Below are 22,192 nucleotides of genomic sequence, written 5' to 3'. Positions count from 1 at the left end.
TGCTGCAGCAGCGACTGACACGACGCCTTCGCGAGCAGGCTCGCTCCTACAATGGAGTCTGTGTAATCAGGCGCTCTTGTTTTGTTTCTCATTATCATCTAATAATAAATCTCATCTCCGAACGAGCCCCGGATCATGAGTTCTGCCTTGCACGAGCAGCCGTACCTCGAAAGCTGGCGCTGGATGAGTCGCCAGATCCGTTGCGCGATGGATCCTGACGAACCACGCCTGATCGAACATTACCTGGCCGAAGGCCGTTATCTGGTCTGCTGCACGGCGACTTCCCCGTGGACCATCGCTGAAACCTCCTTCCGTTTGCTGCTCGACACAGCCACCGACATCGCGTTGCCGTGGCACTGGCGCAGCCTGTGTCTCGATCAAGCCTGGCGGCCGTTGCGTGAAATGGAGCGTCTGTCGCTGTGCAACTGCCGGCTCCAGCGCTGGCAGCGCTACACCTGGCAACTGGCGACCTGCGAGTTGCTTCCCTCGATTCCTCTCATTGAATTAGTCCAAGGATTTACCGATGACCAAGACTCGTATTGAGCGCGACAGCATGGGCGAACTACAGGTGCCGGTGGACGCTCTCTATGGCGCGCAGACCCAGCGTGCAGTGGATAACTTCCCGATCAGCGGCAAGCCGATGCCAACGCAATTCATCCGTGCGCTGATCCTCGCCAAAGCCGCCGCCGCGCGGGCCAACGTCGAGCTCAACCAGATCAGCGCCGCACAGGGCAAAGCCATCAGCGATGCCGCGCAAGGCCTGCTCGAAGGCGACTTCATGCAGCATTTCCCGGTGGATATCTTCCAGACCGGCTCCGGCACCAGCTCCAACATGAACGCCAACGAAGTGATTGCGACCCTCGCCAGCCGTCTGCTCGATGAACCGGTCAACCCGAACGATCACGTCAACTGCGGCCAGAGCAGCAACGACATCATTCCGACCACCATCCACGTCAGCGCCGCCCTGGCGTTGCACGAACAACTGCTGCCGGCGCTGTTGCATTTGGTGCAGGTCATCGAAAACAAAGCCGAACAGGTGCACCACCACGTCAAAACCGGCCGTACGCACTTGATGGACGCGATGCCGGTGCGCATGAGTCAGGTGCTCAATGGCTGGGCGCAGCAGCTCAAGGCCAACATCGGTCATCTGCAGGACTTGCTGCCGAGCCTGCAATCGCTGGCGCAGGGCGGTACGGCGGTCGGCACCGGGATCAACGCGCATCCGGAGTTTGCCAAGCGTTTCAGTCGCCAGCTCAGCCAACTGACGAATGTGCAATTCACTCCGGGCAAGGATCTGTTCGCCCTGATCGGCTCGCAGGACACCGCCGTCGCCGTCTCTGGTCAGCTCAAGGCCACCGCCGTGTCGCTGATGAAAATCGCCAACGACCTGCGCTGGATGAACTCTGGTCCGCTCGCCGGCCTTGGCGAGATCGAGCTGGAAGCCCTGCAACCGGGTTCGTCGATCATGCCGGGCAAGGTCAACCCGGTGATTCCGGAAGCTACTGCGATGGTCGCTGCGCAAGTGATCGGCAACGATTCGGTGATCACCATCGCCGGCCAGTCGGGCAACTTCGAACTGAACGTGATGCTGCCGATCATCGCCCAGAACCTGCTGAGCAGCATCGAACTGCTGTCCAATGCCAGTCGTCTGCTCGGCGACAAGGCCATCGCCAGCTTCAAGGTCAATGAGTCGCGGCTCAAGGAAGCGCTGTCGCGCAACCCGATTCTGGTCACCGCGCTGAACCCGATCATCGGCTACCAGAAAGCCGCCGAAATCGCCAAGCAGGCCTACAAACAGGGCCGCCCGGTGATCGACGTCGCGCTGGAGCACACCGACCTGTCGCGCAGCCAACTGGAAGAGTTGCTCAACCCCGAGAAACTCACCGCCGGCGGCGTGTAAACCCCGCAACCGCTTTGGAGGTTCACCATGGAGCACTGGAAACGCACGATCGAACGGGCCAATCGCTGCTTCATGCTGGGCGAGCTGATTGATGCCCGTGAAGCTTATCTGCAAGCCCTGGCCCTGGCGCAAGTACTGTTCGAACGCTGGGCGGACGCCGACGAAGCGGTGGCGGCCTGCGTCATCTCCCACCACAACCTGGCGGATCTGCACTTGCGCCTGAATCAGCCGGAGGAGAGCGCCGAGTACCTCTGCGCGATTCATCAAAGGCTGTTGCAGACCATGCAGGACGAGCGCCTGCGTCCGGCCCTGCGGGAAGCGGCGTTGCGCCAGAGCAGCAAGACCTACGTCGAACTGCTGAACTTCATCAGCGAACACGGCGAATACCCGCGCACCCAGCGCCTGCTGCACCCGGACACCGGCAACGCACGCCGCGCGTCAGCCTCACATCATCATGGAGTCCACTGAAATGGCTTTTACCTTGCCTGCCTTGCCTTACGCCTACGATGCCCTGGAACCGCACATCGATGCGCAAACCATGGAGATTCACTACACCAAGCACCACCAGACCTACATCAACAACCTCAATGCCGCCGTCGAAGGCACTGAGTACGCCGAATGGCCGGTGGAAAAACTGGTCGCCAGCGTTCAGCAGTTGCCGGAAAAACTCCGCGCGGCGGTGATCAATCAGGGTGGCGGGCATGCCAACCATTCGCTGTTCTGGGAAGTCATGGTGCCCAACGGCGGTGGCAAGCCGGATGGTGTGCTGGCGAAGGCCATCGATGAGCAATTGGGCGGTCTCGACAGTTTCAAGGAAGCCTTCACCAAAGCCGCGTTGACCCGTTTCGGCAGCGGCTGGGCTTGGCTCAGTGTGACCCCGGAGAAAAAACTGGTCGTGGAAAGTAGCGGCAATCAGGACAGCCCGTTGATGAACGGCAACACGCCGATTCTCGGTCTGGATGTTTGGGAACACGCCTATTACCTGCGTTATCAGAACCGTCGCCCGGAATACATCAACGCGTTCTACAACGTGATCAACTGGCCGGAAGTTGCTGCGCGCTACCAGGCTGCACTGGTTTAAGTCTTCTATAAAAACAATCCAGGGCTGACTATGGGCACTGAAACACTGGCGATTGGCGGTGGGCGCATGTTTCGTTACGCGGTCGGGTCGCTGTTGCTGCTGGCGGGCATGACCCTGCTGGCCCTGCACGGGCTGGAATGGCTGGATCTGCAGCCGCGATTGTCACGCGCATTGCAGGGCGGCGCGATCTGCGCCCTCGGCACGGCGCTCGGCGCGGTGCCGGTGCTGGTGATCCGGCGTATGCCGCAGAGGCTCAGCGATACGCTACTGGGTTTCGGCGCCGGCGTGATGCTGGCGGCGACCGCGTTTTCGCTGATCGTGCCGGGCATCGCTGCTGCCGAAAGTCTGGGCCTGACACCATGGGCCGCCAGCGGGTTGATCTGCTTCGGCATCATGCTCGGTGCGTTCGCTCTGTATCTGGTGGATCTGAAACTGTCCGGCGCCTCACCGGAAATGCTTGTCGGCACCTTGGAACACCCAGTGATTCCGCCGCGCATCTGGCTGTTCGTCTTCGCCATCATTGCTCACAACATCCCGGAAGGCATGGCGGTGGGGGTGTCCGCTGGCGGCGGCATGCCGGATGCCGACAGTCTGGCGATGGGCATCGCCTTGCAGGATGTGCCAGAGGGATTGGTGATTGCGCTGGTACTGGCGGGGGCAGGAATGTCGCGGGTCAAGGCATTCTTGATCGGTGCGGCGTCAGGACTGGTCGAACCGGTGTTTGCACTGCTCTGTGCGTGGCTGGTCAGTCTGGCGGAGCTGTTATTGCCGTTGGGGCTGGCGCTGGCGGCGGGGGCTATGTTGCTGGTGGTGACGCACGAAGTCATTCCGGAATCGCGCCGCAATGGTCATGAGAAGCTGGCCAGTCTTGGCTTGCTGATCGGGTTTTGTCTGATGATGGTGATGGATACGGCGTTGGGGTGAATATCAAAAGATCGCAGCCTGCGATCTTTTGATCTTTTGATCTTTTGATCTTTAAACGATCAACCACCCTCATCGAAGTAGTTGTTGATCAACGCCACCAGCGCATCCAGCGCTTCTTGTTCCTGATGGCCTTCGGTGCTCAGATAGATCTTCGTACCCTTGCCGGCGGCGAGCATCATCATCGCCATGATGCTTTTGCCATCCACTGTGGTTTCTGGCGTGCGACCCACTCTGATCGTGCAATCCGGGAACTGGCCCGCCACCCCGACGAACTTGGCCGACGCTCGGGCGTGCAGGCCCAGTTTATTGATGATTTCGATTTCCAGAGCAGGCATCGCGGTGTGAATCCTTTAAGTGAGGTCGCGGTGGCGAACCTGGACGTTCTTCAGGGTTTTCTGCAGGGCCTGACCCAGACGTTCGGTCAGGTAAACGGAGCGGTGATGCCCGCCGGTGCAGCCAATGGCAATGGTGACATAGGCGCGATTACTCGCGGCAAAGCGTGGCAGCCATTTGTACAGGTAGCCGTAGATGTCCTGGAACATCTCCTCAACCTCCGGTTGTGCAGCCAGGTACTCGGCGACCGGTGCGTCGAGACCCGATTGTGCACGCAGTTCCGGTTTCCAGTAAGGATTGGGCAGGCAGCGCACATCGAACACCAGATCCGCGTCCACCGGCATGCCGCGCTTGAAGCCGAACGACTCGACCAGAAACGCCGTACCCGGCTCCGGCTGGTTCAGCAGGCGCAGTTTGATGGTGTCACGCAACTGGTACAGATTCAGATTGGTGGTGTTGACCTTGAGGTCGGCCAGGTCGGCGATCGGGCCGAGCAGGGCGGTTTCATCTTCGATCGCTTCGGCCAGCGAGCGGTTGGCAGTGCTCAATGGATGGCGCCGGCGGGTTTCCGAGAAGCGCTTGAGCAGGGTTTCTTCGTCGGCATCCAGATACAACACATCGCACTGGATGTGCCGGGCACGGACTTCTTCAAGCAGTTCGGGGAAACGCGACAGGTGGCTCGGCAGATTGCGTGCATCGATCGACACGGCCACCAGCGGCTGGGCCAGTTCGGTGTGAATCAGGGCGCGTTCGGCGAGTTCCGGCAGCAGACCGGCCGGCAGGTTGTCGATGCAGTAGTAGCCGTTATCCTCAAGGACATTCAGGGCGGTACTTTTACCCGAGCCGGAGCGGCCGCTGACGATGATCAAGCGCATGATTAATGACCGTTCTGCTCGCTCAGGACGACCTGATACAAGGCTTCGTTGCTCGGTGCGCTGCGCAGTTTTTCGCGCACTTCCTTGCGATCGAGCATGCTGGCGATCTGGCGCAGTAATTCCAGGTGGGCATCGGTGGCCGCTTCCGGGACCAGCAGTACAAACAGCAGGTCGACCGGTGCGCCGTCGATGGCATCGAAATCGATGGGGGCATCAAGGTGCATCAACGCGCTGATAGGCGCTTCGCAGCCTTTGAGGCGACAGTGGGGAATGGCGATGCCGTTGCCGAAACCGGTGGATCCGAGTTTCTCACGGGCTACCAGGCTCTCGAAAACATCCTGCATGGCCAGATCCGGCACTTCTTTATGGATGAGGTTGGCAATCTGTTCGAGGGCTTTCTTTTTACTGCCGCCCGGCACGTTCACCAGGGAACGGCCGGGGGTCAGGATACTTTCAAGTCGGATCATGGGTTGGGAGTGTTAACGACCTGTCGCGCCCTGAAGGAGGCTCTGGGTCTTTTCCTTATGCTTTTTGAGTTGGCGATCCAGCTTGTCGGTCAGTGAGTCGATCGCAGCGTACATGTCGGTATCTTCTGCGTTGGCGACCACTTCGCTGCCGGGTATATGCAAGGTGGCTTCGATTTTCTGCTTGAGCTTTTCGACGCACATCGTGACTTGCACGTTGGTGATCTTGTCGAAATGGCGCTCCAATCGTTCGAGTTTCTCGTTGATGTAGGTGCGCAGAGGTTCGGTCACTTCCAGTTGGTGTCCACTGATGTTGACTTGCATACAGCTTCTCCTTCGTTGCCAGTGCATAAAGCGGCAGGCCGAAGAGCCTGCCACTGGAACGCTGTAACGTGGCTTACATCAACCGCTTGCGTTCGCTCGAAGGCGCGATCCCGAGGGATTCGCGGTACTTGGCGACGGTGCGGCGAGCCACCTGAATGCCTTGTGCCTCCAGTAAACCAGCGATCTTGCTGTCACTCAACGGCTTTTTCTGATTTTCCGCCGCAACCAGTTTTTTGATGATCGCGCGGATCGCCGTCGACGAGCATTCACCGCCTTCGGAGGTGCTGACGTGGCTGGAGAAAAAGTATTTCAGTTCATAAATACCGCGCGGGGTATGCATGAATTTCTGCGTGGTGACCCGGGAAATCGTCGATTCGTGCATGCCGACCGCCTCGGCGATGTCATGCAGGACCAACGGCTTCATGGCTTCATCGCCATACTCCAGGAAGCCGCGCTGATGCTCGACGATCTGGGTGGCCACCTTCATCAGGGTTTCGTTGCGGCTTTGCAGGCTCTTGATGAACCAGCGTGCCTCTTGCAACTGGTTGCGTATGAAGGTGTTGTCGGCGCTGGTGTCGGCGCGACGGACGAAACCGGCGTACTGCGCGTTAACCCGCAGACGGGGCACTGACTCCTGATTCAGCTCGACCAGCCAGCGTTCGTTATCCTTGCGCACAATGACGTCGGGCACCACGTACTCGGCTTCGGTCGATTCGATCTGCGAGCCCGGACGCGGATTGAGGCTTTGCACCAGTTCGATGACCTGACGCAACTCGTCTTCCTTGAGCTTCATACGCCGCATCAACTGGCTGTAGTCGCGACTGCCGAGCAGATCGATGTAATCGCTGACCAGACGTTTGGCTTCGTTGAGCCACGGGGTCTTGGCCGGGAGCTGACGCAGTTGCAGCAGCAGGCATTCGCCGAGGTTGCGCGCCCCGATACCGGCCGGTTCGAACTGCTGAATGCGGTGCAGAACGGCTTCGATCTCGTCCAGCTCGATGTCGAGCTCCGGATCAAAGGCGTCGAGAATTTCTTCGAGGGTTTCGTCCAGGTAGCCCTGATTGTTGATGCAATCGATCAGGGTCACGGCGATCAGGCGGTCGGTGTCGGACATCGGCGCCAGGTTCAATTGCCACAGCAGATGGCTTTGCAGGCTTTCGCCGGCGGACGTGCGGGTGGTGAAGTCCCACTCGTCGTCATCGCTGCTGGGCAGGCTGCTGGCGCTGGTCTGGTAGACGTCTTCCCAGGCGGTATCAACGGGCAGTTCGTTAGGAATGCGCTCGTTCCATTCGCCATCTTCCAGATTGTCCACCGTCGGGGCGGCTTCCTGATAGGACGGTTCCTGAATGTCGGTGTTGGGTTTTTGTTCGGCGTTGTCGGCCAAAGGATCGGTATTGTCGAAGTCGTCGCCTTCTTCCTGGCGTTCGAGCATCGGATTGGATTCCAGGGCCTCCTGGATTTCCTGTTGCAGGTCCAGGGTCGACAATTGGAGCAGGCGGATGGCCTGTTGCAGCTGCGGTGTCATCGTCAGCTGCTGGCCCATTCTCAAGACTAGCGATGGTTTCATGGCAGGGGCTTAACACCTTATTCGCCGGCGCGCATGCGCCATCCACTACAGGGCGCCGGAGCGCCAAACTTAAGCAAATTATATGCCTGAAACTGTCGTGTTTGCCTAGAGCGCTGTAACAATAAAAGCGTATAAAAGCCTGCTTCATCGATACAGCACCCGGAGGCTGGCCAAGTGCCTTGGTGCTTACAGGCGGAACTCGTGGCCCAGGTACACTTCCTTCACCAGATCGTTGGCGAGGATGGTCGCCGCATCGCCTTCCGCGATCAGTTGACCGTCGTTGACGATGTAGGCGGTTTCGCAGATATCCAGGGTCTCACGCACGTTGTGGTCGGTGATAAGAACACCGATGCCCTTGGCCTTGAGGTGATGGATGATCTGCTTGATGTCGCCGACCGAAATCGGGTCGACACCGGCGAACGGTTCGTCGAGCAGGATGAATTTCGGTGCGGTCGCCAGGGCGCGGGCGATTTCCACCCGGCGGCGTTCACCACCGGACAGGCTCATGCCGAGGTTGTCGCGGATGTGGCTGATGTGGAATTCCTGCAGCAGGCTTTCCAGTTCCTTGCGACGACCGGCCTTGTCGAGTTCCGTGCGGGTTTCGAGGATGGCCATGATGTTATCGGCCACCGACAGTTTGCGGAAGATCGACGCTTCTTGCGGCAGATAGCCGATACCGGCCTTGGCACGGCCGTGCATCGGCTGATGGCTGACGTCCAGATCATCGATCAGCACGCGACCCTGATCGGCCTGCACAAGGCCGACGATCATGTAGAAACAGGTGGTCTTGCCGGCACCGTTCGGGCCGAGCAGGCCAACGATCTGGCCGCTGTCGATCGACAGGCTGACGTCGCGCACAACCTGGCGGCTTTTATAGGCCTTGGCCAGGTGTTGAGCTTTCAGAGTTGCCATTACTGGGTTTTCTCGTCGGTTTTCTTCTTCGGCTGGATCACCATGTCGATACGCGGACGCGCTTCGGTGACTTTGCTGCCGGTAGCGCGACCGGCACTGGCCAGTTTCTTCACCGTGTCATAGACGATTTTCTCGCCCTGAGTGGTGTTGTTGTCCTTGTCGACAACCTTGGCCTTGTCGATCAGCACGACGCGGTTTTGCGCGGCGTGGTACTGAATCGTCACGCCCCAGCCCTGAACAGGCTTGGCGTCACCCTGGGTTTGCAGTTGCTCGAAGTAGGCAAGGTTGCCCACCGAGGTCACCACGTCGATATCGCCGGTCGGAGTACGGGTGATGGTCACCGTATTGCCCTTAACGATCATCGAGCCCTGGGTGATGATCACATCACCTTTATAGGTGGCGATGCCGTTCTTGTCGTCCAGCTGGGCGTCGTCGGCCTGAATGCGGATAGGTTGCTGCTGATCGTTCGGCAGAGCCCAGGCGCTCACGCTTCCCAGTGCTGCGCCCAGACTGAGCAAAATAGGGAGGGTTTTAACGAGCCTCATACTGTCCTCTTACGTTCGATTGCAGGTGTATCCTGCTTTCCTTCAAATACGCCTTCATTCCCACGCCAGTCGATACACCGCCAGCGCCGTCGATTCTAACGGGTTGCTCGGTCTGCGCATATTGCTGCTGAGGGAACACCGTCATGCGTGTGCTGGTGATCAGGGTGTCGCGTTTCTTTTCATCGGTGCGCTTGATGCGTACCGAGTCGATCAATTCTACCTGCGTTCCGTCCGGATTCACTTCGCCTCGCTCGCTGGTCACGTGCCACGGAAACTCGGTGCCGCGATACATGTTGAGGTCGGGTTTGGTAACCAGAGTCACATCCGTCGCTTTCAGGTGTTCGGCCTTGTCCGACGTCATTTCGTACTGCACTTTGCCGTCCGGCAGATATTGCAGGGTATGCGTATTGGTGGCGTACCAGTCGATGGCAGTGTCTTCGACCTTGGCCACAGGCTTGTCGAGGAAACGTTCCGGACTGATGTTCCAGTAGCCGACCGCCCCAAACATCGCAGCGATGCAGCCGAACAGCAGGAAGTTGCGAAATTTTTTGCTAAACATGATTTGGCTCACAGGTACGCGGCGTTGGCCGCATCGAGGCGGCCCTGGGCGCGCAGGATCAATTCGCAGAATTCACGGGCGGCACCTTCGCCACCGCGGGCCCGAGTGACGCCATGGGCGTGTTCGCGCACGAAGTCGGCAGCATTGGCAACGGCCATGCCCAGGCCTACGCGGCGGATCACCGGCAAGTCAGGCAGGTCGTCACCCAGGTAGGCGACCTGTTCATAGCTTAGGCCCAGTTGCGCCAGCAGGCCGTCCAGAACCACCAATTTGTCTTCACGGCCCTGAAACAGGTGCGGGATGCCGAGGTTCTTCGCCCGGCGTTCAACCACCGGGGTCTTGCGGCCACTGATGATGGCGGTCTCGACACCGGCATTCATCAGCATCTTGATGCCCTGGCCATCGAGGGTGTTGAAGGTCTTGAATTCGCTGCCGTCTTCGAGGAAGTACAGGCGCCCGTCGGTGAGGACGCCGTCGACGTCGAACACCGCCAGTTTGATCGCTTTGCCGCGTTGCAGCAGATCGGTGGTCATTACATCACTCCTGCACGCAGCAGATCGGAGAGGTTGAAGGCGCCGATCGGGCGATCTTCTTCATCTACGACCACCAGTGCGTTGATTCGGTGGTCTTCCATGATTTTCAGGGCTTCGGCGGCGAGCATCTCCGGCCGTGCGGTCTTGCCGTGTGCGGTCATGACCTGGTCGATGGTGGCGCTGCGGATGTCGATGCTGCGGTCCAGCGTGCGGCGCAAATCGCCGTCGGTGAAGATTCCGGCCAGTTTGCCATCGGCTTCAACGATCGCGGTCATGCCCAGACCCTTGCGGGTCATTTCCATGAGCGCGTCCTTGAGCAGGGTGCCGCGCTGCACTTGCGGCAGCTCTTGCCCGGCATGCATGACGTTTTCCACTTTCAGCAGCAGGCGTCGACCCAGAGCGCCGCCCGGGTGTGAAAAGGCAAAATCTTCGGCGGTGAAACCACGCGCTTCCAGCAGCGCCACGGCCAGGGCATCGCCCATGACCAGCGCGGCGGTGGTAGAGGAAGTCGGTGCCAGGTTCAGCGGGCAGGCTTCGTGTTCGACATGAACGTTGAGATTGACTTCGGCAGCTTTGGCCAGCGGCGACTGCGGATTGCCGGTGAGACTGATCAACTGGATGCCGAGGCGCTTGATCAATGGCAGCAGGGTGACGATTTCGTTGGTCGAGCCGGAGTTGGAGAGGGCGAGGATCACGTCGTCGCGGGTGATCATGCCCATGTCGCCATGGCTGGCTTCGGCCGGGTGGACGAAAAATGCCGGGGTGCCGGTGCTGGCCAGGGTCGCGGCAATCTTGTTGCCGACGTGCCCGGATTTGCCCATGCCGACCACGACCACACGGCCTTTGCTGGCCAGAATCATCTCGCAAGCGCGTACGAAATCGGCGTCGATATGGGGCAACAAGCCTTGTACGGCTTCCACTTCGAGGCGGATGGTGCGTTGTGCCGATTGAATCAGGTCGCTGGATTGGCTCATGTCAGAAATCGTATAGCCCGATGAAAAGGCGGCGATTATAGCGGTTATGTTGAAAAGCCTCACGCAAGTTCGTCGTGCTTTGTCATTCCGCGTCAGCCAAACCCCGAAAAAGTACCATCAGGCCTGTCATATCGTTGAACGCGGAGGGGCGGGGCCTTGGGCGCTTGGCGTTTGCAGTGATATAGTTCGCCGCCAGTTCGGCCTGCCCGGGAGGTATGTGCTTTCTGCGGAAAGCCAGGCGTCCGAGTGAGAGGCTGCATCGCAAGGAGTTTAGATGAGTGCCGATAACGCCTACGCGGTCGAGCTGAAGGGAGTCTCCTTCAAGCGCGGTGCGCGCAGCATTTTCAATAACGTCGATATTCGCATCCCGCGTGGCAAGGTTACCGGCATCATGGGACCTTCCGGGTGCGGCAAGACCACTTTGTTGCGCTTGATGGGTGCACAGTTGCGTCCTTCCAGCGGCGAAGTCTGGGTCAACGGCCAGAACCTGCCGACGCTGTCGCGCAGTGATCTGTTCGATGCGCGCAAGCACATGGGCGTGCTGTTTCAAAGCGGCGCGCTGTTCACCGATCTCGATGTCTTCGAGAACGTCGCTTTCCCCCTGCGCGTTCATACCCAATTGCCGGATGAAATGATCCGCGACATCGTCCTGCTCAAATTGCAGGCGGTCGGTTTGCGCGGTGCGATCGAGCTGATGCCCGACGAGCTGTCCGGCGGCATGAAGCGTCGGGTCGCCCTGGCCCGGGCGATTGCGCTCGATCCGCAGATTCTCATGTATGACGAGCCTTTCGTCGGCCAGGATCCGATCGCCATGGGCGTGCTGGTACGCCTGATCCGTCTGCTCAACGATGCGCTGGGGATCACCAGTATCGTGGTCTCCCACGATCTGGCCGAAACCGCGAGCATCGCCGACTACATCTATGTAGTGGGTGATGGTCAGGTGCTGGGGCAGGGCACGCCGGACGAATTGATGAACTCGGATGAACCGCGTATTCGCCAGTTCATGACCGGCAACCCCGATGGCCCGGTGCCGTATCATTTTCCAGCGACGGATTACCGCGCAGATCTTCTGGGGAAGCGCTGATGCGCAGAATTTCATTGATAGAACGCGTACGCCGGTTCGGCGAGGCCGCGATCGACGCCGTCGCGGTGTTTGGCCGCGCGACCCTGTTCCTGTTTCACGCCCTGCTCGGTCGTGGCGGCATCAGTGGCGGTTTCGGCCTGCTGGTCAAGCAACTGCATTCGGTCGGCGTGATGTCGCTGGTGATCATCGTCGTGTCGGGGATTTTCATCGGCATGGTGCTGGCGCTGCAGGGCTTCAGTATTCTGTCGAGCTACGGTTCGGAGCAGGCGGTGGGGCAGATGGTGGCCCTGACGTTGCTGCGTGAACTGGGGCCTGTCGTGACGGCGTTGCTGTTTGCCGGGCGTGCCGGTTCGGCGCTGACCGCAGAAATTGGCAACATGAAGTCCACCGAACAGCTTTCCAGCCTGGAAATGATCGGTGTCGATCCGCTCAAATACATTATTGCCCCGCGTCTGTGGGCCGGTTTCATTTCCCTGCCGGTGCTGGCGATGATTTTCAGCGTGGTGGGAATCTGGGGCGGTTCGTGGGTGGCTGTCGACTGGCTTGGCGTGTATGAAGGCTCCTACTGGGCGAACATGCAGAACAGCGTGAACTTCACCAGCGATGTGCTCAACGGCGTCATCAAAAGTATCGTTTTCGCCTTCGTCGTGACCTGGATCGCCGTTTTCCAAGGCTATGACTGTGAGCCCACTTCCGAGGGCATCAGTCGCGCCACCACCAAGACCGTGGTATTCGCCTCGCTGGCGGTACTGGGCCTGGACTTTATTCTGACCGCTTTGATGTTTGGAGATTTCTGATGCAAAACCGCACCCTGGAAATCGGTGTCGGCCTGTTCCTGCTGGCAGGGATCCTGGCTTTGTTGCTACTGGCTCTGCGGGTCAGTGGCCTGTCTCCGACTTCGACCACCGACACCTATAAACTGTATGCCTACTTCGACAATATCGCCGGTTTGACGGTCAGAGCCAAAGTGACCATGGCTGGCGTAACCATCGGCAAGGTCACGGCCATCGATCTGGATCGCGACAGCTTCACCGGTCGGGTAACCCTGCAAGTGGATAAAAAGGTCGACAACCTGCCGACCGACTCCACAGCGTCTATCCTGACCGCTGGCCTGTTGGGCGAGAAGTACATCGGTATCAGCGTGGGCGGCGAAGACACCCGTCTGAAGGATGGTGGAACCATCCACGACACCCAGTCGTCTCTGGTACTGGAAGACCTGATCGGTAAATTCCTGCTCAATACCGTTAGCAAAGACGCCAAATGAGGAGCTTTTGAATGATCTCTACCTTGCGACGTGGCCTGTTGGTGTTGCTTGCGGCACTGCCGATGCTGGCTAGCGCTGCGCCCGGACAGTCGGCGCACGACCTGATTCAGGACACCACGAACCGGATGCTGGCCGACTTGTCGGCCAATAAAGAGAAGTACAAGAAGGATCCGCAGGACTTCTACACGGCGCTGAACACCATCGTCGGACCTGTGGTGGATGCCGAAGGCATTTCCAAGAGCATCATGACGGTCAAGTATTCGCGCAAGGCCACGCCGGCGCAGATGCAGACCTTCCAGGAGAACTTCAAGCGCGGTCTGTTCCAGTTCTATGGCAACGCTTTGCTCGAATACAACAACCAGGGCATCACGGTTGATCCGGCCAAGGATGAGTCCGGCGATCGCACCAGCGTCGGCATGACCGTCAAGGGCAACAACGGCGCGATCTACCCTGTGCAGTACACGCTGGAGAAGATCAATGGCGAGTGGAAACTGCGCAATGTGATCATCAACGGCATCAACATCGGCAAGCTGTTCCGTGATCAGTTCGCCGACGCGATGCAGCGCAATGGCAACGATCTGGACAAGACCATCAACAATTGGGCTGGCGAAGTGGCCAAGGCCAAGGAAACCACCGAGAAAGCTGCCGAGAAGCCAGCGCAATGAATGAGGCGGCAGTTCGTATAAGTGATGTCGACGAGCTATTGCTCAGCGGAGTGCTGGACTATCGCACAGGTCCCGACCTGCGCAAGGAAGGCCAGGCGCTGATCAAGTCCAGCAAGGCGGCATCGCTGGTCATCGATTGCTCGGCAGTGAAGAAGTCCAGCAGCGTCGGCTTGTCCTTGCTGCTGTGCTTCATGCGCGATGCCCAGGCGGCCGGCAAAGTCGTCAGCATCCGTGCGATGCCGGAAGACATGCGCGAAATCGCTCAGGTCAGTGAACTGACCGAGTTGCTGGCGCACCCCTGAACCCGCATCGATAAACAAGCCCCCCGTCAGAGTCCTGCCAATGCGGGGTTCGCAGGCGCGGGGCTTTTTTGTATGATGTCCGACCCGTGCGCACAGGGCGCCGATTGAGGTTGAGCATGCAGGCCGTAGAAGTGAAGAGCTTCCTTGAAGGAAAGCTGCCAGGAACGCAGGTGGAAGTTGAAGGCGAAGGCTGCAACTTCCAGCTGAACGTGATTAGTGATGAACTGGCGGCGTTGAGCCCGGTCAAGCGTCAGCAAAGCATCTATGCCCATTTGAACCCTTGGATCGCCGATGGCAGCATCCACGCGGTCACTATGAAATTTTTCAGCAGCGCGGCCTGGGCCGAGCGCACCTGAGCCCTAGGGCGTCGAGATTCTTATGGATAAATTGATTATTACCGGTGGCGTTCGTCTTGATGGCGAAATCCGTATCTCCGGGGCGAAGAACTCCGCCCTGCCGATTCTGGCTGCCACCCTGCTGTGCGATGGCCCGGTGACCGTTGGCAACCTGCCGCACCTGCACGACATCACCACCATGATCGAGCTGTTCGGTCGCATGGGCATCGAGCCGGTGATCGACGAGAAACTCAGCGTCGAAATCGACCCACGCACCATCAAGACCCTGATCGCGCCGTACGAACTGGTGAAAACCATGCGTGCCTCGATCCTGGTACTGGGCCCGATGGTTGCGCGTTTCGGTGAAGCCGAAGTCGCCCTGCCTGGCGGTTGCGCGATCGGTTCGCGTCCGGTCGACCTGCACATTCGTGGCCTCGAAGCCATGGGCGCGGTGATCGATGTCGAAGGCGGCTACATCAAGGCCAAGGCGCCTGAAGGCGGTCTGCGCGGTGCGCACTTCTTCTTTGATACCGTCAGCGTGACCGGTACCGAAAACATCATGATGGCAGCTGCCCTGGCCAAGGGCCGCAGCGTCCTGCAGAACGCTGCGCGCGAGCCTGAAGTGGTTGACCTGGCGAACTTCCTCAACGCCATGGGCGCCAAGGTATCTGGCGCCGGTACCGACACCATCACCATCGATGGCGTCGAGCGTCTGGGTTCGTGCTTCTACAAAGTCATGCCTGACCGTATCGAAACCGGCACCTACCTGGTGGCAGCTGCGGTCACCGGTGGCCGCGTGAAGGTCAAGGACACTGATCCGACCATTCTTGAAGCGGTCCTGGAAAAGCTCCGTGAGTCCGGTGCGGAAATCACCTGCGGTGAAGACTGGATCGAGCTGAACATGCACGGCAAGCGCCCGAAAGCGGTCAACGTGCGTACCGCGCCGTACCCGGCGTTCCCGACTGACATGCAGGCACAGTTCATCTCGCTCAACGCCATTGCCGAAGGCACAGGCGCAGTGATCGAGACGATCTTCGAAAACCGTTTCATGCACGTGTACGAACTGCACCGCATGGGCGCCAGGATCCAGGTCGAAGGCAACACCGCGATCGTCACCGGTACTGAAGTTCTGAAGGGCGCGCCAGTGATGGCCACCGACCTGCGTGCTTCGGCCAGCCTGGTGATCTCGGCACTGGTGGCCGAAGGCGACACCCTGATCGACCGCATCTACCACATAGACCGTGGTTACGAGTGCATCGAAGAAAAACTGCAGATGCTGGGCGCCAAGATCCGTCGCGTTCCGGGCTGATTGCTGCATGCGGACACAGGGACGTGTCCACTGAATTTGTTTCGAGTCGAGCCGGTATCCGGCTCGATGTGTGTCCGGCGCCGATTGCGACCGGACATGAGTACCTTGATAAGGACTGACGTTTCCCATGTTGACCATCGCACTGTCCAAGGGCCGCATCCTTGACGACACCCTGCCGCTTCTCGCTGAAGCGGGCATCGTGCCGACCGAGAATCCGGACAAGAGCCGCAAGCTGATCATCCCCACCACTCAGGATGACGTACGTCTGTTGATCGTGCGTGCCACCGACGTGCCGACCTATGTCGAGCATGGCGCGGCCGACCTCGGCGTCGCCGGTAAAGACGTGCTGATGGAATACACCGGTCAGGGCCTTTACGAGCCGCTGGATCTGCAGATTGCCCAGTGCAAGCTGATGACCGCCGGCAAGATCGGCGCGGCCGAGCCCAAGGGCCGTCTGCGCGTGGCGACCAAGTTCGTCAACGTCGCCAAGCGTTACTACGCCGAACAGGGGCGTCAGGTCGACATCATCAAGCTCTACGGTTCGATGGAGCTGGCGCCGCTGATCGGTCTGGCCGACAAGATCATCGACGTGGTCGACACCGGCAACACCCTGCGCGCCAATGGCCTGGAACCTCAGGAACTGATCGCCACGATCAGCTCGCGCCTGGTGGTCAACAAGGCTTCGATGAAGATGCAACACGCCCGAATCCAGGCGTTGATCGATACCCTGCGCAACGCAGTGGAATCGCGACACCGCGGCTGATTCACCTGCGTGACCTTGAGTCGCGCCCGTCTATCCGCCTCATAGCCAGAATCTCAGGTGCCCAAGCGGAAACGACTGCTAAGTTAGGGCGCCTGAGTTTTTGCCATTCCTATGAGGCTCTCGCTATGACCGCACCGACTGCAATTCGCCGACTCAACGCTGCTGACCCGGATTTCGCGCATCATCTGGATCATCTGCTGAGCTGGGAAAGTGTGTCTGACGACTCGGTCAATCAGCGCGTGCTGGACATCATCAAGGCGGTGCGCGAGCGCGGTGACGCGGCGCTGGTCGAGTTCACCCAGAAGTTCGACGGCCTCGAAGTCGCCTCGATGGCTGACCTGATCCTGCCGCGCGAGCGCCTGGAACTGGCCCTGACCCGCATCACTGTGGCGCAGCGCGAAGCGCTGGAAAAAGCCGCGGCGCGGGTGCGCAGCTACCACGAAAAACAGAAGCAGGATTCCTGGAGCTACACCGAAGCCGACGGCACCGTGCTCGGCCAGAAGGTCACACCATTGGATCGCGCCGGCCTGTATGTGCCGGGCGGCAAGGCGTCGTACCCGTCGTCGGTGCTGATGAACGCGATTCCGGCCAAGGTCGCCGGCGTGGCCGAGGTGGTCATGGTCGTGCCGACCCCGCGCGGTGAGCTCAATGAGCTGGTGCTGGCGGCGGCGTGCATTGCCGGCGTTGACCGAGTGTTCACCATCGGCGGCGCACAAGCGGTTGCCGCGCTGGCTTACGGCACCGAAAGCGTGCCACAGGTGGACAAGGTCGTCGGCCCGGGCAACATCTATGTGGCCACCGCCAAGCGTCACGTGTTCGGTCAGGTCGGCATCGACATGATCGCCGGCCCGTCGGAAATCCTTGTGGTGTGCGACGGCCAGACCGATCCGGACTGGATCGCCATGGATCTGTTCTCCCAGGCCGAGCACGACGAAGACGCGCAGGCAATTCTAGTCAGCCCGGACGCCGAATTCCTCGACAAGGTCGCTGCGAGCATCGACAAACTGCTGCCGACCATGGACCGCGCAACCATTATCGAAACCTCGATCAATGGTCGCGGTGCACTGATTCATGTGCGCGACATGGCGCAAGCCATCGAAGTCGCCAACCGTATCGCCCCGGAACACTTGGAGCTGTCGGTCGCTGATCCACAAGCGTGGTTGCCGCAGATCCGTCACGCCGGTGCGATCTTCATGGGCCGTCACACCTCCGAGGCGCTGGGCGACTACTGCGCTGGCCCGAACCACGTGTTGCCGACCTCCGGCACCGCGCGGTTCTCCTCGCCGCTGGGTGTGTACGACTTCCAGAAACGTTCGTCGATCATCTTCTGCTCCGAGGCCGGTGCTTCCGAGCTGGGCAAGACCGCTTCGGTGCTGGCCCGTGGCGAATCCCTGAGTGCGCACGCACGCAGCGCCGAATACCGCATCAAAGCTGAGCAGAAGGGGAACTGATCATGAGTAAATTCTGGAGCCCGTTCGTCAAGGATCTGGTGCCGTATGTGCCGGGCGAGCAGCCAAAGCTGACCAAACTGGTCAAGCTCAACACCAACGAAAACCCCTACGGCCCGTCGCCAAAAGCCCTGGCGGCGATGCAGACCGAACTCAACGACAACCTGCGCCTGTACCCGGACCCGAACAGCGATCTGCTGAAAAACGCCGTCGCCCACTACTACGGCGTGCAGAGCAATCAGGTGTTCCTCGGCAACGGTTCGGACGAAGTGCTGGCGCACATCTTCCACGGTCTGTTGCAACACGAGCAGCCGCTGCTGTTCCCGGACATCAGCTACAGCTTCTATCCGGTGTATTGCGGTCTGTACGGCATCCAGTTCGATGCCGTGCCGCTGGACGCGCAGTTCCAGATCAACCCGGCGGACTACGCCAAACCGAACGGCGGGATCATTTTCCCCAATCCGAACGCACCGACCGGTTGCCTGTTGGCGCTGGAGGCGGTCGAGCAGATCCTCAAGACCAGCCCGGATTCGGTAGTGGTCGTGGATGAGGCGTACATCGACTTCGGTGGCGAAACCGCGATCAGTCTGGTGGATCGTTATCCGAATCTGCTGGTGACCCAGACCCTGTCCAAGTCGCGCTCGCTGGCCGGCCTGCGCGTTGGTCTGGCGGTGGGTCATCCGGATCTGATCGAAGCGCTGGAGCGGATCAAGAACAGCTTCAACTCCTATCCGCTGGATCGCCTGGCGATTGTCGGGGCGGCGGCAGCGTTCGAGGATCGCGAGTATTTCGACAAGACCTGCCGTCTGGTGATCGAGAGCCGTGAATGGGTGATCGCGCAATTGCAGGCCAAGGGCTTTGAAGTGCTGCCTTCGGCGGCGAACTTCATCTTCGCCCGTCACCCGCAACACGATGCAGCAGGGCTGGCAGCCAAACTGCGCGAGCAGGGTGTGATCGTGCGTCACTTCAAGCAGGAGCGGATTGCCCAGTTCCTGCGGATCTCGATCGGTACGCCGGAGCAGAATCAGGCGCTGATCGACGGTCTCGGCAACCTCTGACCCGCCGCTGAACCTGTGGGAGCGAGCCTGCTCGCGAAAGCGGTTTTTCATTCAACATCCTTGCTGAATGTTTAGCCCCCTTCGCGAGCAGGCTCGCTCCCACATTGGTTTTGTGTTGGTTATTCGTGATGCGGTTCGCCAAGGAACGTCAGCGAACTGAACAGCCCGCGACTGTTCACATCCGCGCTGTCCTTCACCGGCACTTCCACCTGCGCCGCAATCACATTCAACCCTTCATTACGCACCAGCACTTGCGCACGACCGTCCTTGTCCGTTTCAGTGCTCAGGGTGTTCGGTGCATTGCGATAGTCGCCAATCAGCTTCACGCCCGCTGCCGGTTTGCCATCGAGCAGCACCCGTACCGGCAGTGATTTGCCCGGGCCGACGGTCAGCGGGTCGACCTCCGGCAAAATCAGCAACTTGATCTGCTCAAGCCTGGGCAACTTTGCTCCCGGTTGATAAATCGCCAGGCTGTACTTGAGCGTCTCGGTGGCTTCGACAGCACCCGGCACTTTGCTGCGGCCTTCGTTGATCCATTTTCTGTCGGCGGTTTGCGACCACATGCCGTTGTTCAGTGCGACGGCCATGACCGCCGGTGTTTTTAGCGGCTTCAGGCGCGCGTGATCGGACAGGCGTTCGACGCTGACCGGGATCATTTTGCCGCTTGTGTCATAGGCCCAGGCGCCGCTGATTTTCTGCGCCTTGAAGGCATTGTCCTCGGCGCCGTGGCCGTAGATCACTTCGATATTGCCGCGCCGTTGTTCTGTCCACAGGCCATGGGCCGAGGCTTGAGTGGCGAACAGGGCGGCGATGATCAGCAGGGTTTTGCGGCATTGCATGGTGACGTCCTTTTACAGGTTGAGTGTCAGGCTGACGGTGAAATTGCGCGGCTCGCCGGGGTTGACCCAGTAATTGCTGTAGGAGCGCTCGTAGTATTTTTCGTCGAAGAGATTGTTCAGGTTCAGGCCAACCGTGACGTTGTCGCTGGCCTTGTAATGGGCCAGCAGATCGACGGTGTGATAGGCCGGCATTTCAAAATCACCGCCGGCTTCACCGGAGCGATCGCCGACGTAGGTGAACGCCGCGCCGACGTCCGAGCCGCGTAAATGGCCGTCCTGAAACTCGTAGACGCCGAGCAGGCTGCCACTGCGCTTGGCCACGCCAAGGATGCGGCTGCCGGTCGGGATTGCCGCGTCGCCCTTGGTCACTTCAGCGTCGATGTAAGCGAAGGCACCAATCACCCGCACGGCATCGGTCATTTGCCCGGTCACTTGCCAGTCGAAACCGCGACTGCGCGCCTTGCCCATCGCGCGACTAGTGTCGGTGCCCGGGTCGAGGGCGAGGACGTTCTCCTTGTCGATGTGGAAGAAGGCGAGGGTGCTGCTCAGGCGCTCGTCGAACAGTTCGTTCTTGATCCCGATTTCGTAACCGATGCCCTCTTCGGGATCGAAGGATTTGCCGGAGGCGTCGAGGCCGTTATTCGGTTTGAACGAGGTCGAGGTGTTGGCGAACAGGCCGGTGTTCGGCGTCAACTGATAGAGCAGGCCGGCGCGTTGGGTGAGGGCGTCGTGAGTCTGCTGGCTTTTGGCATCGCGGGTGTGATCGTCGATGCGTTGATCAAAGTGTTCGAAGCGTGCGCCGATCATCCCGCGCAGTTTGTCGGTGAAGATGATTTGATCCTGCAGGTTCAGTGCGTGGCTTTCGACGTGTTCGAAGAAGTCAGTACCCGAGCGTGGGCCGTTGGGTTTTGGTTGGCCGTAGATCGGCTTGTAGATGTCGATGGCGTAGAGGCCGCCAGCGATGGTAGTGACACGTTCGTTCTTGCGGAAGTTCTCGTATTCGGTGCCGATCAGCAGTTCGTGCTGCCATGGGCCGAGGTCGAACAGACCGCGCAGCTCCAATTGGGTGATGCTGTCGTGCCAGTTAGTGTCCCGTTCGCGGTAGCGTCGGTTGACCGTGTGACCATCGGCGTTCAGCGCACGACTTTCAGACGCGTCGCCCCACAGTTTGCCTTCCTTGTAGTGGCTGGCCAGACGCAGTTTCCAGCTGTCGTTGAGGTGATGTTCGAGGGTGGCCTGGAGCAGGTTGTTGTGGTTGTCGATGTTGCCGTCGTTCGGTTCACCGAGGAAGGTCGAGCGCGAAACGCCGCTCCATTTGTTGTTCGGCGCGACGATTCCTCGGTCGAACGTGGAGTTGTGCCGGACGATTTCGCTTTCCACCAACAACGAAGTGTCCGGGCTCAGTTGCCAACTGATCGAAGGTGCGACGAAGACCCGCTGGCTGTCGACGTGATCACGGAAGCTGTGGTTGTCTTCGACCGCGAGGTTGATCCGTGAGAGCACGTCCCCCTGCTCGTCGAGCGGCGTGTTGACGTCCAGTGCCGTGCGATAACGATCCCAGCTGCCAGCGCTGGTCTGCAGGGTGGTGAACGCTTCGGGCTGCGGTTTTTTGGTGACGATGTTCACCGTGCCGCCCGGATCGCCTCGGCCATACAGGCTCGCGGCCGGGCCTTTGAGGACTTCGATGCGCTCCACTTTGGCGGCGTCCGGCGTGCTCGGATAGCCGCGATTGGCGCTGAAACCGTCCTTGTAGAACTCCGAGGTGGTGAAGCCGCGCACGCTGTATTCGTACAGCGTCAGGCCGCCAAAATTGTTCTGCTTCGACACGCCGCCGGCAAAATCCAGTGCGCGTTCGACACTGGTGCTGCCCAGATCTTTGAGCACGCTGGCGGGCACTACGCTGATCGTTTGGGGAATGTCGCGGATGGCGGTGTCGGTTTTGGTTGCGCTGGCGGAGCGCGTCGCGCGGTAGCCGCTGACCGGCCCGCTGGCGGACTCGTAATCGGAAGTGACGCTGATGGCGTCGAGTTCGAGGGGTTGCGGATCTTCGGCGAATACCGGATCGCCCAGCAGGCCCAGGGTCAGGCCAAGCAGCGAAGCCTTTTTTCGAGACGACATGTTATGTTGTTCCAAT

The 22,192-nt window shown here is 59.8% G+C and carries 27 protein-coding genes; 15 read left to right on the top strand and 12 right to left on the bottom strand.

Annotated elements, in window-relative coordinates:
* Positions 1-135 precede the first annotated feature (135 nt).
* From HDC30_RS20650 to HDC30_RS20630, 5 genes are read left to right on the top strand one after another with little or no spacing between them, the layout of a single operon-like run.
* A complete protein-coding gene (locus HDC30_RS20650) occupies positions 136-543 on the top strand; it encodes a FagA protein (protein ID WP_183784649.1) in 408 nt (135 codons plus the stop codon).
* Positions 524-1,900, top strand: a complete 1,377-nt coding sequence (locus HDC30_RS20645; RefSeq protein WP_183784647.1) for an aspartate ammonia-lyase — start codon at positions 524-526, stop codon at positions 1,898-1,900. The genes HDC30_RS20650 and HDC30_RS20645 overlap by 20 nt, the downstream gene beginning before the upstream one ends.
* A 27-nt stretch (positions 1,901-1,927) precedes the next feature.
* Positions 1,928-2,368 (top strand): hypothetical protein, encoded by a 441-nt coding sequence (locus HDC30_RS20640; RefSeq protein WP_007967199.1) that lies wholly within the window; start codon positions 1,928-1,930, stop codon positions 2,366-2,368.
* A gap of 1 nt (position 2,369) precedes the next feature.
* The gene (locus tag HDC30_RS20635) at positions 2,370-2,981 is read left to right on the top strand and encodes a superoxide dismutase (protein ID WP_183784645.1); all 612 of its coding nucleotides are present in this window, start codon (positions 2,370-2,372) and stop codon (positions 2,979-2,981) included.
* Between the two features lie 30 nt (positions 2,982-3,011).
* Positions 3,012-3,905, top strand: coding sequence for a ZIP family metal transporter (locus tag HDC30_RS20630; RefSeq protein ID WP_183784643.1), 894 nt, complete (start codon positions 3,012-3,014; stop codon positions 3,903-3,905).
* A gap of 59 nt (positions 3,906-3,964) precedes the next feature.
* Here the strand turns inward: HDC30_RS20630 and HDC30_RS20625 are convergent, their stop codons facing one another.
* From HDC30_RS20625 to HDC30_RS20580, 10 genes are all read right to left on the bottom strand, one after another.
* Positions 3,965-4,240 (bottom strand): HPr family phosphocarrier protein, encoded by a 276-nt coding sequence (locus HDC30_RS20625; RefSeq protein WP_003221684.1) that lies wholly within the window; start codon positions 4,238-4,240, stop codon positions 3,965-3,967.
* A gap of 15 nt (positions 4,241-4,255) precedes the next feature.
* Positions 4,256-5,113, bottom strand: a complete 858-nt coding sequence (gene rapZ / locus HDC30_RS20620) for an RNase adapter RapZ (RefSeq protein WP_027610844.1) — start codon at positions 5,111-5,113, stop codon at positions 4,256-4,258.
* A gap of 2 nt (positions 5,114-5,115) precedes the next feature.
* Positions 5,116-5,580 (bottom strand): PTS IIA-like nitrogen regulatory protein PtsN, encoded by a 465-nt coding sequence (ptsN, locus tag HDC30_RS20615; protein WP_027610845.1) that lies wholly within the window; start codon positions 5,578-5,580, stop codon positions 5,116-5,118.
* A gap of 12 nt (positions 5,581-5,592) precedes the next feature.
* The gene (gene hpf, locus HDC30_RS20610; RefSeq protein ID WP_025109458.1) at positions 5,593-5,901 is read right to left on the bottom strand and encodes a ribosome hibernation-promoting factor, HPF/YfiA family; all 309 of its coding nucleotides are present in this window, start codon (positions 5,899-5,901) and stop codon (positions 5,593-5,595) included.
* A 73-nt stretch (positions 5,902-5,974) separates the two neighbouring features.
* Positions 5,975-7,468: an RNA polymerase factor sigma-54 gene (locus tag HDC30_RS20605; RefSeq protein WP_183784641.1), complete on the bottom strand. Its 1,494-nt coding sequence runs from the start codon at positions 7,466-7,468 to the stop codon at positions 5,975-5,977.
* A gap of 186 nt (positions 7,469-7,654) precedes the next feature.
* Positions 7,655-8,380 carry an LPS export ABC transporter ATP-binding protein gene (lptB, locus tag HDC30_RS20600; RefSeq protein WP_007967211.1) on the bottom strand — a complete coding sequence of 242 codons (726 nt, stop codon included), beginning with the start codon at positions 8,378-8,380 and terminating at the stop codon, positions 7,655-7,657.
* Positions 8,380-8,925 carry a lipopolysaccharide transport periplasmic protein LptA gene (gene lptA / locus HDC30_RS20595; RefSeq protein WP_096795357.1) on the bottom strand — a complete coding sequence of 182 codons (546 nt, stop codon included), beginning with the start codon at positions 8,923-8,925 and terminating at the stop codon, positions 8,380-8,382. The genes lptB and lptA overlap by 1 nt, the downstream gene beginning before the upstream one ends.
* Positions 8,912-9,484, bottom strand: coding sequence for an LPS export ABC transporter periplasmic protein LptC (gene lptC, locus HDC30_RS20590; RefSeq protein WP_183784639.1), 573 nt, complete (start codon positions 9,482-9,484; stop codon positions 8,912-8,914). Before lptC ends, lptA begins: the two co-directional genes overlap by 14 nt.
* Positions 9,485-9,492: 8 nt before the next feature.
* Complete coding sequence (locus HDC30_RS20585; RefSeq protein WP_007967216.1) at positions 9,493-10,017, bottom strand: HAD family hydrolase; 525 nt, start codon at positions 10,015-10,017, stop codon at positions 9,493-9,495.
* Positions 10,017-10,991, bottom strand: a complete 975-nt coding sequence (locus HDC30_RS20580; protein ID WP_027610849.1) for a KpsF/GutQ family sugar-phosphate isomerase — start codon at positions 10,989-10,991, stop codon at positions 10,017-10,019. The genes HDC30_RS20585 and HDC30_RS20580 overlap by 1 nt, the downstream gene beginning before the upstream one ends.
* Before the next feature lie 274 nt (positions 10,992-11,265).
* Between HDC30_RS20580 and HDC30_RS20575 the strand changes: the two genes are divergently transcribed.
* The 10 genes from HDC30_RS20575 (at position 11,266) to hisC (ending at position 19,219) form a co-directional block, all read left to right on the top strand.
* The gene (locus HDC30_RS20575; protein WP_003221703.1) at positions 11,266-12,075 is read left to right on the top strand and encodes an ATP-binding cassette domain-containing protein; all 810 of its coding nucleotides are present in this window, start codon (positions 11,266-11,268) and stop codon (positions 12,073-12,075) included.
* On the top strand, positions 12,075-12,872 hold the full coding sequence (mlaE, locus tag HDC30_RS20570) for a lipid asymmetry maintenance ABC transporter permease subunit MlaE (protein WP_003221704.1): 798 nt from the start codon (positions 12,075-12,077) through the stop codon (positions 12,870-12,872). The genes HDC30_RS20575 and mlaE overlap by 1 nt, the downstream gene beginning before the upstream one ends.
* Positions 12,872-13,339, top strand: a complete 468-nt coding sequence (gene mlaD, locus HDC30_RS20565) for an outer membrane lipid asymmetry maintenance protein MlaD (RefSeq protein WP_007967220.1) — start codon at positions 12,872-12,874, stop codon at positions 13,337-13,339. The genes mlaE and mlaD overlap by 1 nt, the downstream gene beginning before the upstream one ends.
* 11 nt (positions 13,340-13,350) lie before the next feature.
* Positions 13,351-14,004, top strand: a complete 654-nt coding sequence (locus HDC30_RS20560) for a phospholipid-binding protein MlaC (protein WP_027610852.1) — start codon at positions 13,351-13,353, stop codon at positions 14,002-14,004.
* Positions 14,001-14,306, top strand: coding sequence for a lipid asymmetry maintenance protein MlaB (locus tag HDC30_RS20555; protein ID WP_183784637.1), 306 nt, complete (start codon positions 14,001-14,003; stop codon positions 14,304-14,306). The genes HDC30_RS20560 and HDC30_RS20555 overlap by 4 nt, the downstream gene beginning before the upstream one ends.
* A gap of 116 nt (positions 14,307-14,422) precedes the next feature.
* A complete protein-coding gene (locus HDC30_RS20550; protein WP_007953556.1) occupies positions 14,423-14,662 on the top strand; it encodes a BolA family protein in 240 nt (79 codons plus the stop codon).
* Positions 14,663-14,684: 22 nt separating this feature from the next.
* Positions 14,685-15,950, top strand: a complete 1,266-nt coding sequence (gene murA, locus HDC30_RS20545) for a UDP-N-acetylglucosamine 1-carboxyvinyltransferase (RefSeq protein WP_027610854.1) — start codon at positions 14,685-14,687, stop codon at positions 15,948-15,950.
* A 127-nt stretch (positions 15,951-16,077) separates the two neighbouring features.
* A complete protein-coding gene (gene hisG / locus HDC30_RS20540) occupies positions 16,078-16,713 on the top strand; it encodes an ATP phosphoribosyltransferase (RefSeq protein WP_007967226.1) in 636 nt (211 codons plus the stop codon).
* A 125-nt stretch (positions 16,714-16,838) separates the two neighbouring features.
* The gene (gene hisD / locus HDC30_RS20535; protein ID WP_098967219.1) at positions 16,839-18,164 is read left to right on the top strand and encodes a histidinol dehydrogenase; all 1,326 of its coding nucleotides are present in this window, start codon (positions 16,839-16,841) and stop codon (positions 18,162-18,164) included.
* 2 nt (positions 18,165-18,166) lie between these two features.
* Entirely contained in the window at positions 18,167-19,219 is a 1,053-nt protein-coding gene (gene hisC, locus HDC30_RS20530; protein ID WP_183784635.1) for a histidinol-phosphate transaminase, read from the top strand.
* A 119-nt stretch (positions 19,220-19,338) separates the two neighbouring features.
* Here the strand turns inward: hisC and HDC30_RS20525 are convergent, their stop codons facing one another.
* Both HDC30_RS20525 and HDC30_RS20520 read right to left on the bottom strand, forming a co-directional pair.
* A complete protein-coding gene (locus HDC30_RS20525; RefSeq protein WP_103369134.1) occupies positions 19,339-20,058 on the bottom strand; it encodes a DUF4198 domain-containing protein in 720 nt (239 codons plus the stop codon).
* Between the two features lie 12 nt (positions 20,059-20,070).
* On the bottom strand, positions 20,071-22,176 hold the full coding sequence (locus tag HDC30_RS20520) for a TonB-dependent siderophore receptor (protein WP_183784633.1): 2,106 nt from the start codon (positions 22,174-22,176) through the stop codon (positions 20,071-20,073).
* Positions 22,177-22,192: the final 16 nt, after the last annotated feature.

This window comes from Pseudomonas sp. JAI115, assembly GCF_014200835.1.
Classification (GTDB): domain Bacteria; phylum Pseudomonadota; class Gammaproteobacteria; order Pseudomonadales; family Pseudomonadaceae; genus Aquipseudomonas; species Aquipseudomonas putida_A.
This window is presented reverse-complemented; position numbering and strand designations above follow the sequence as displayed.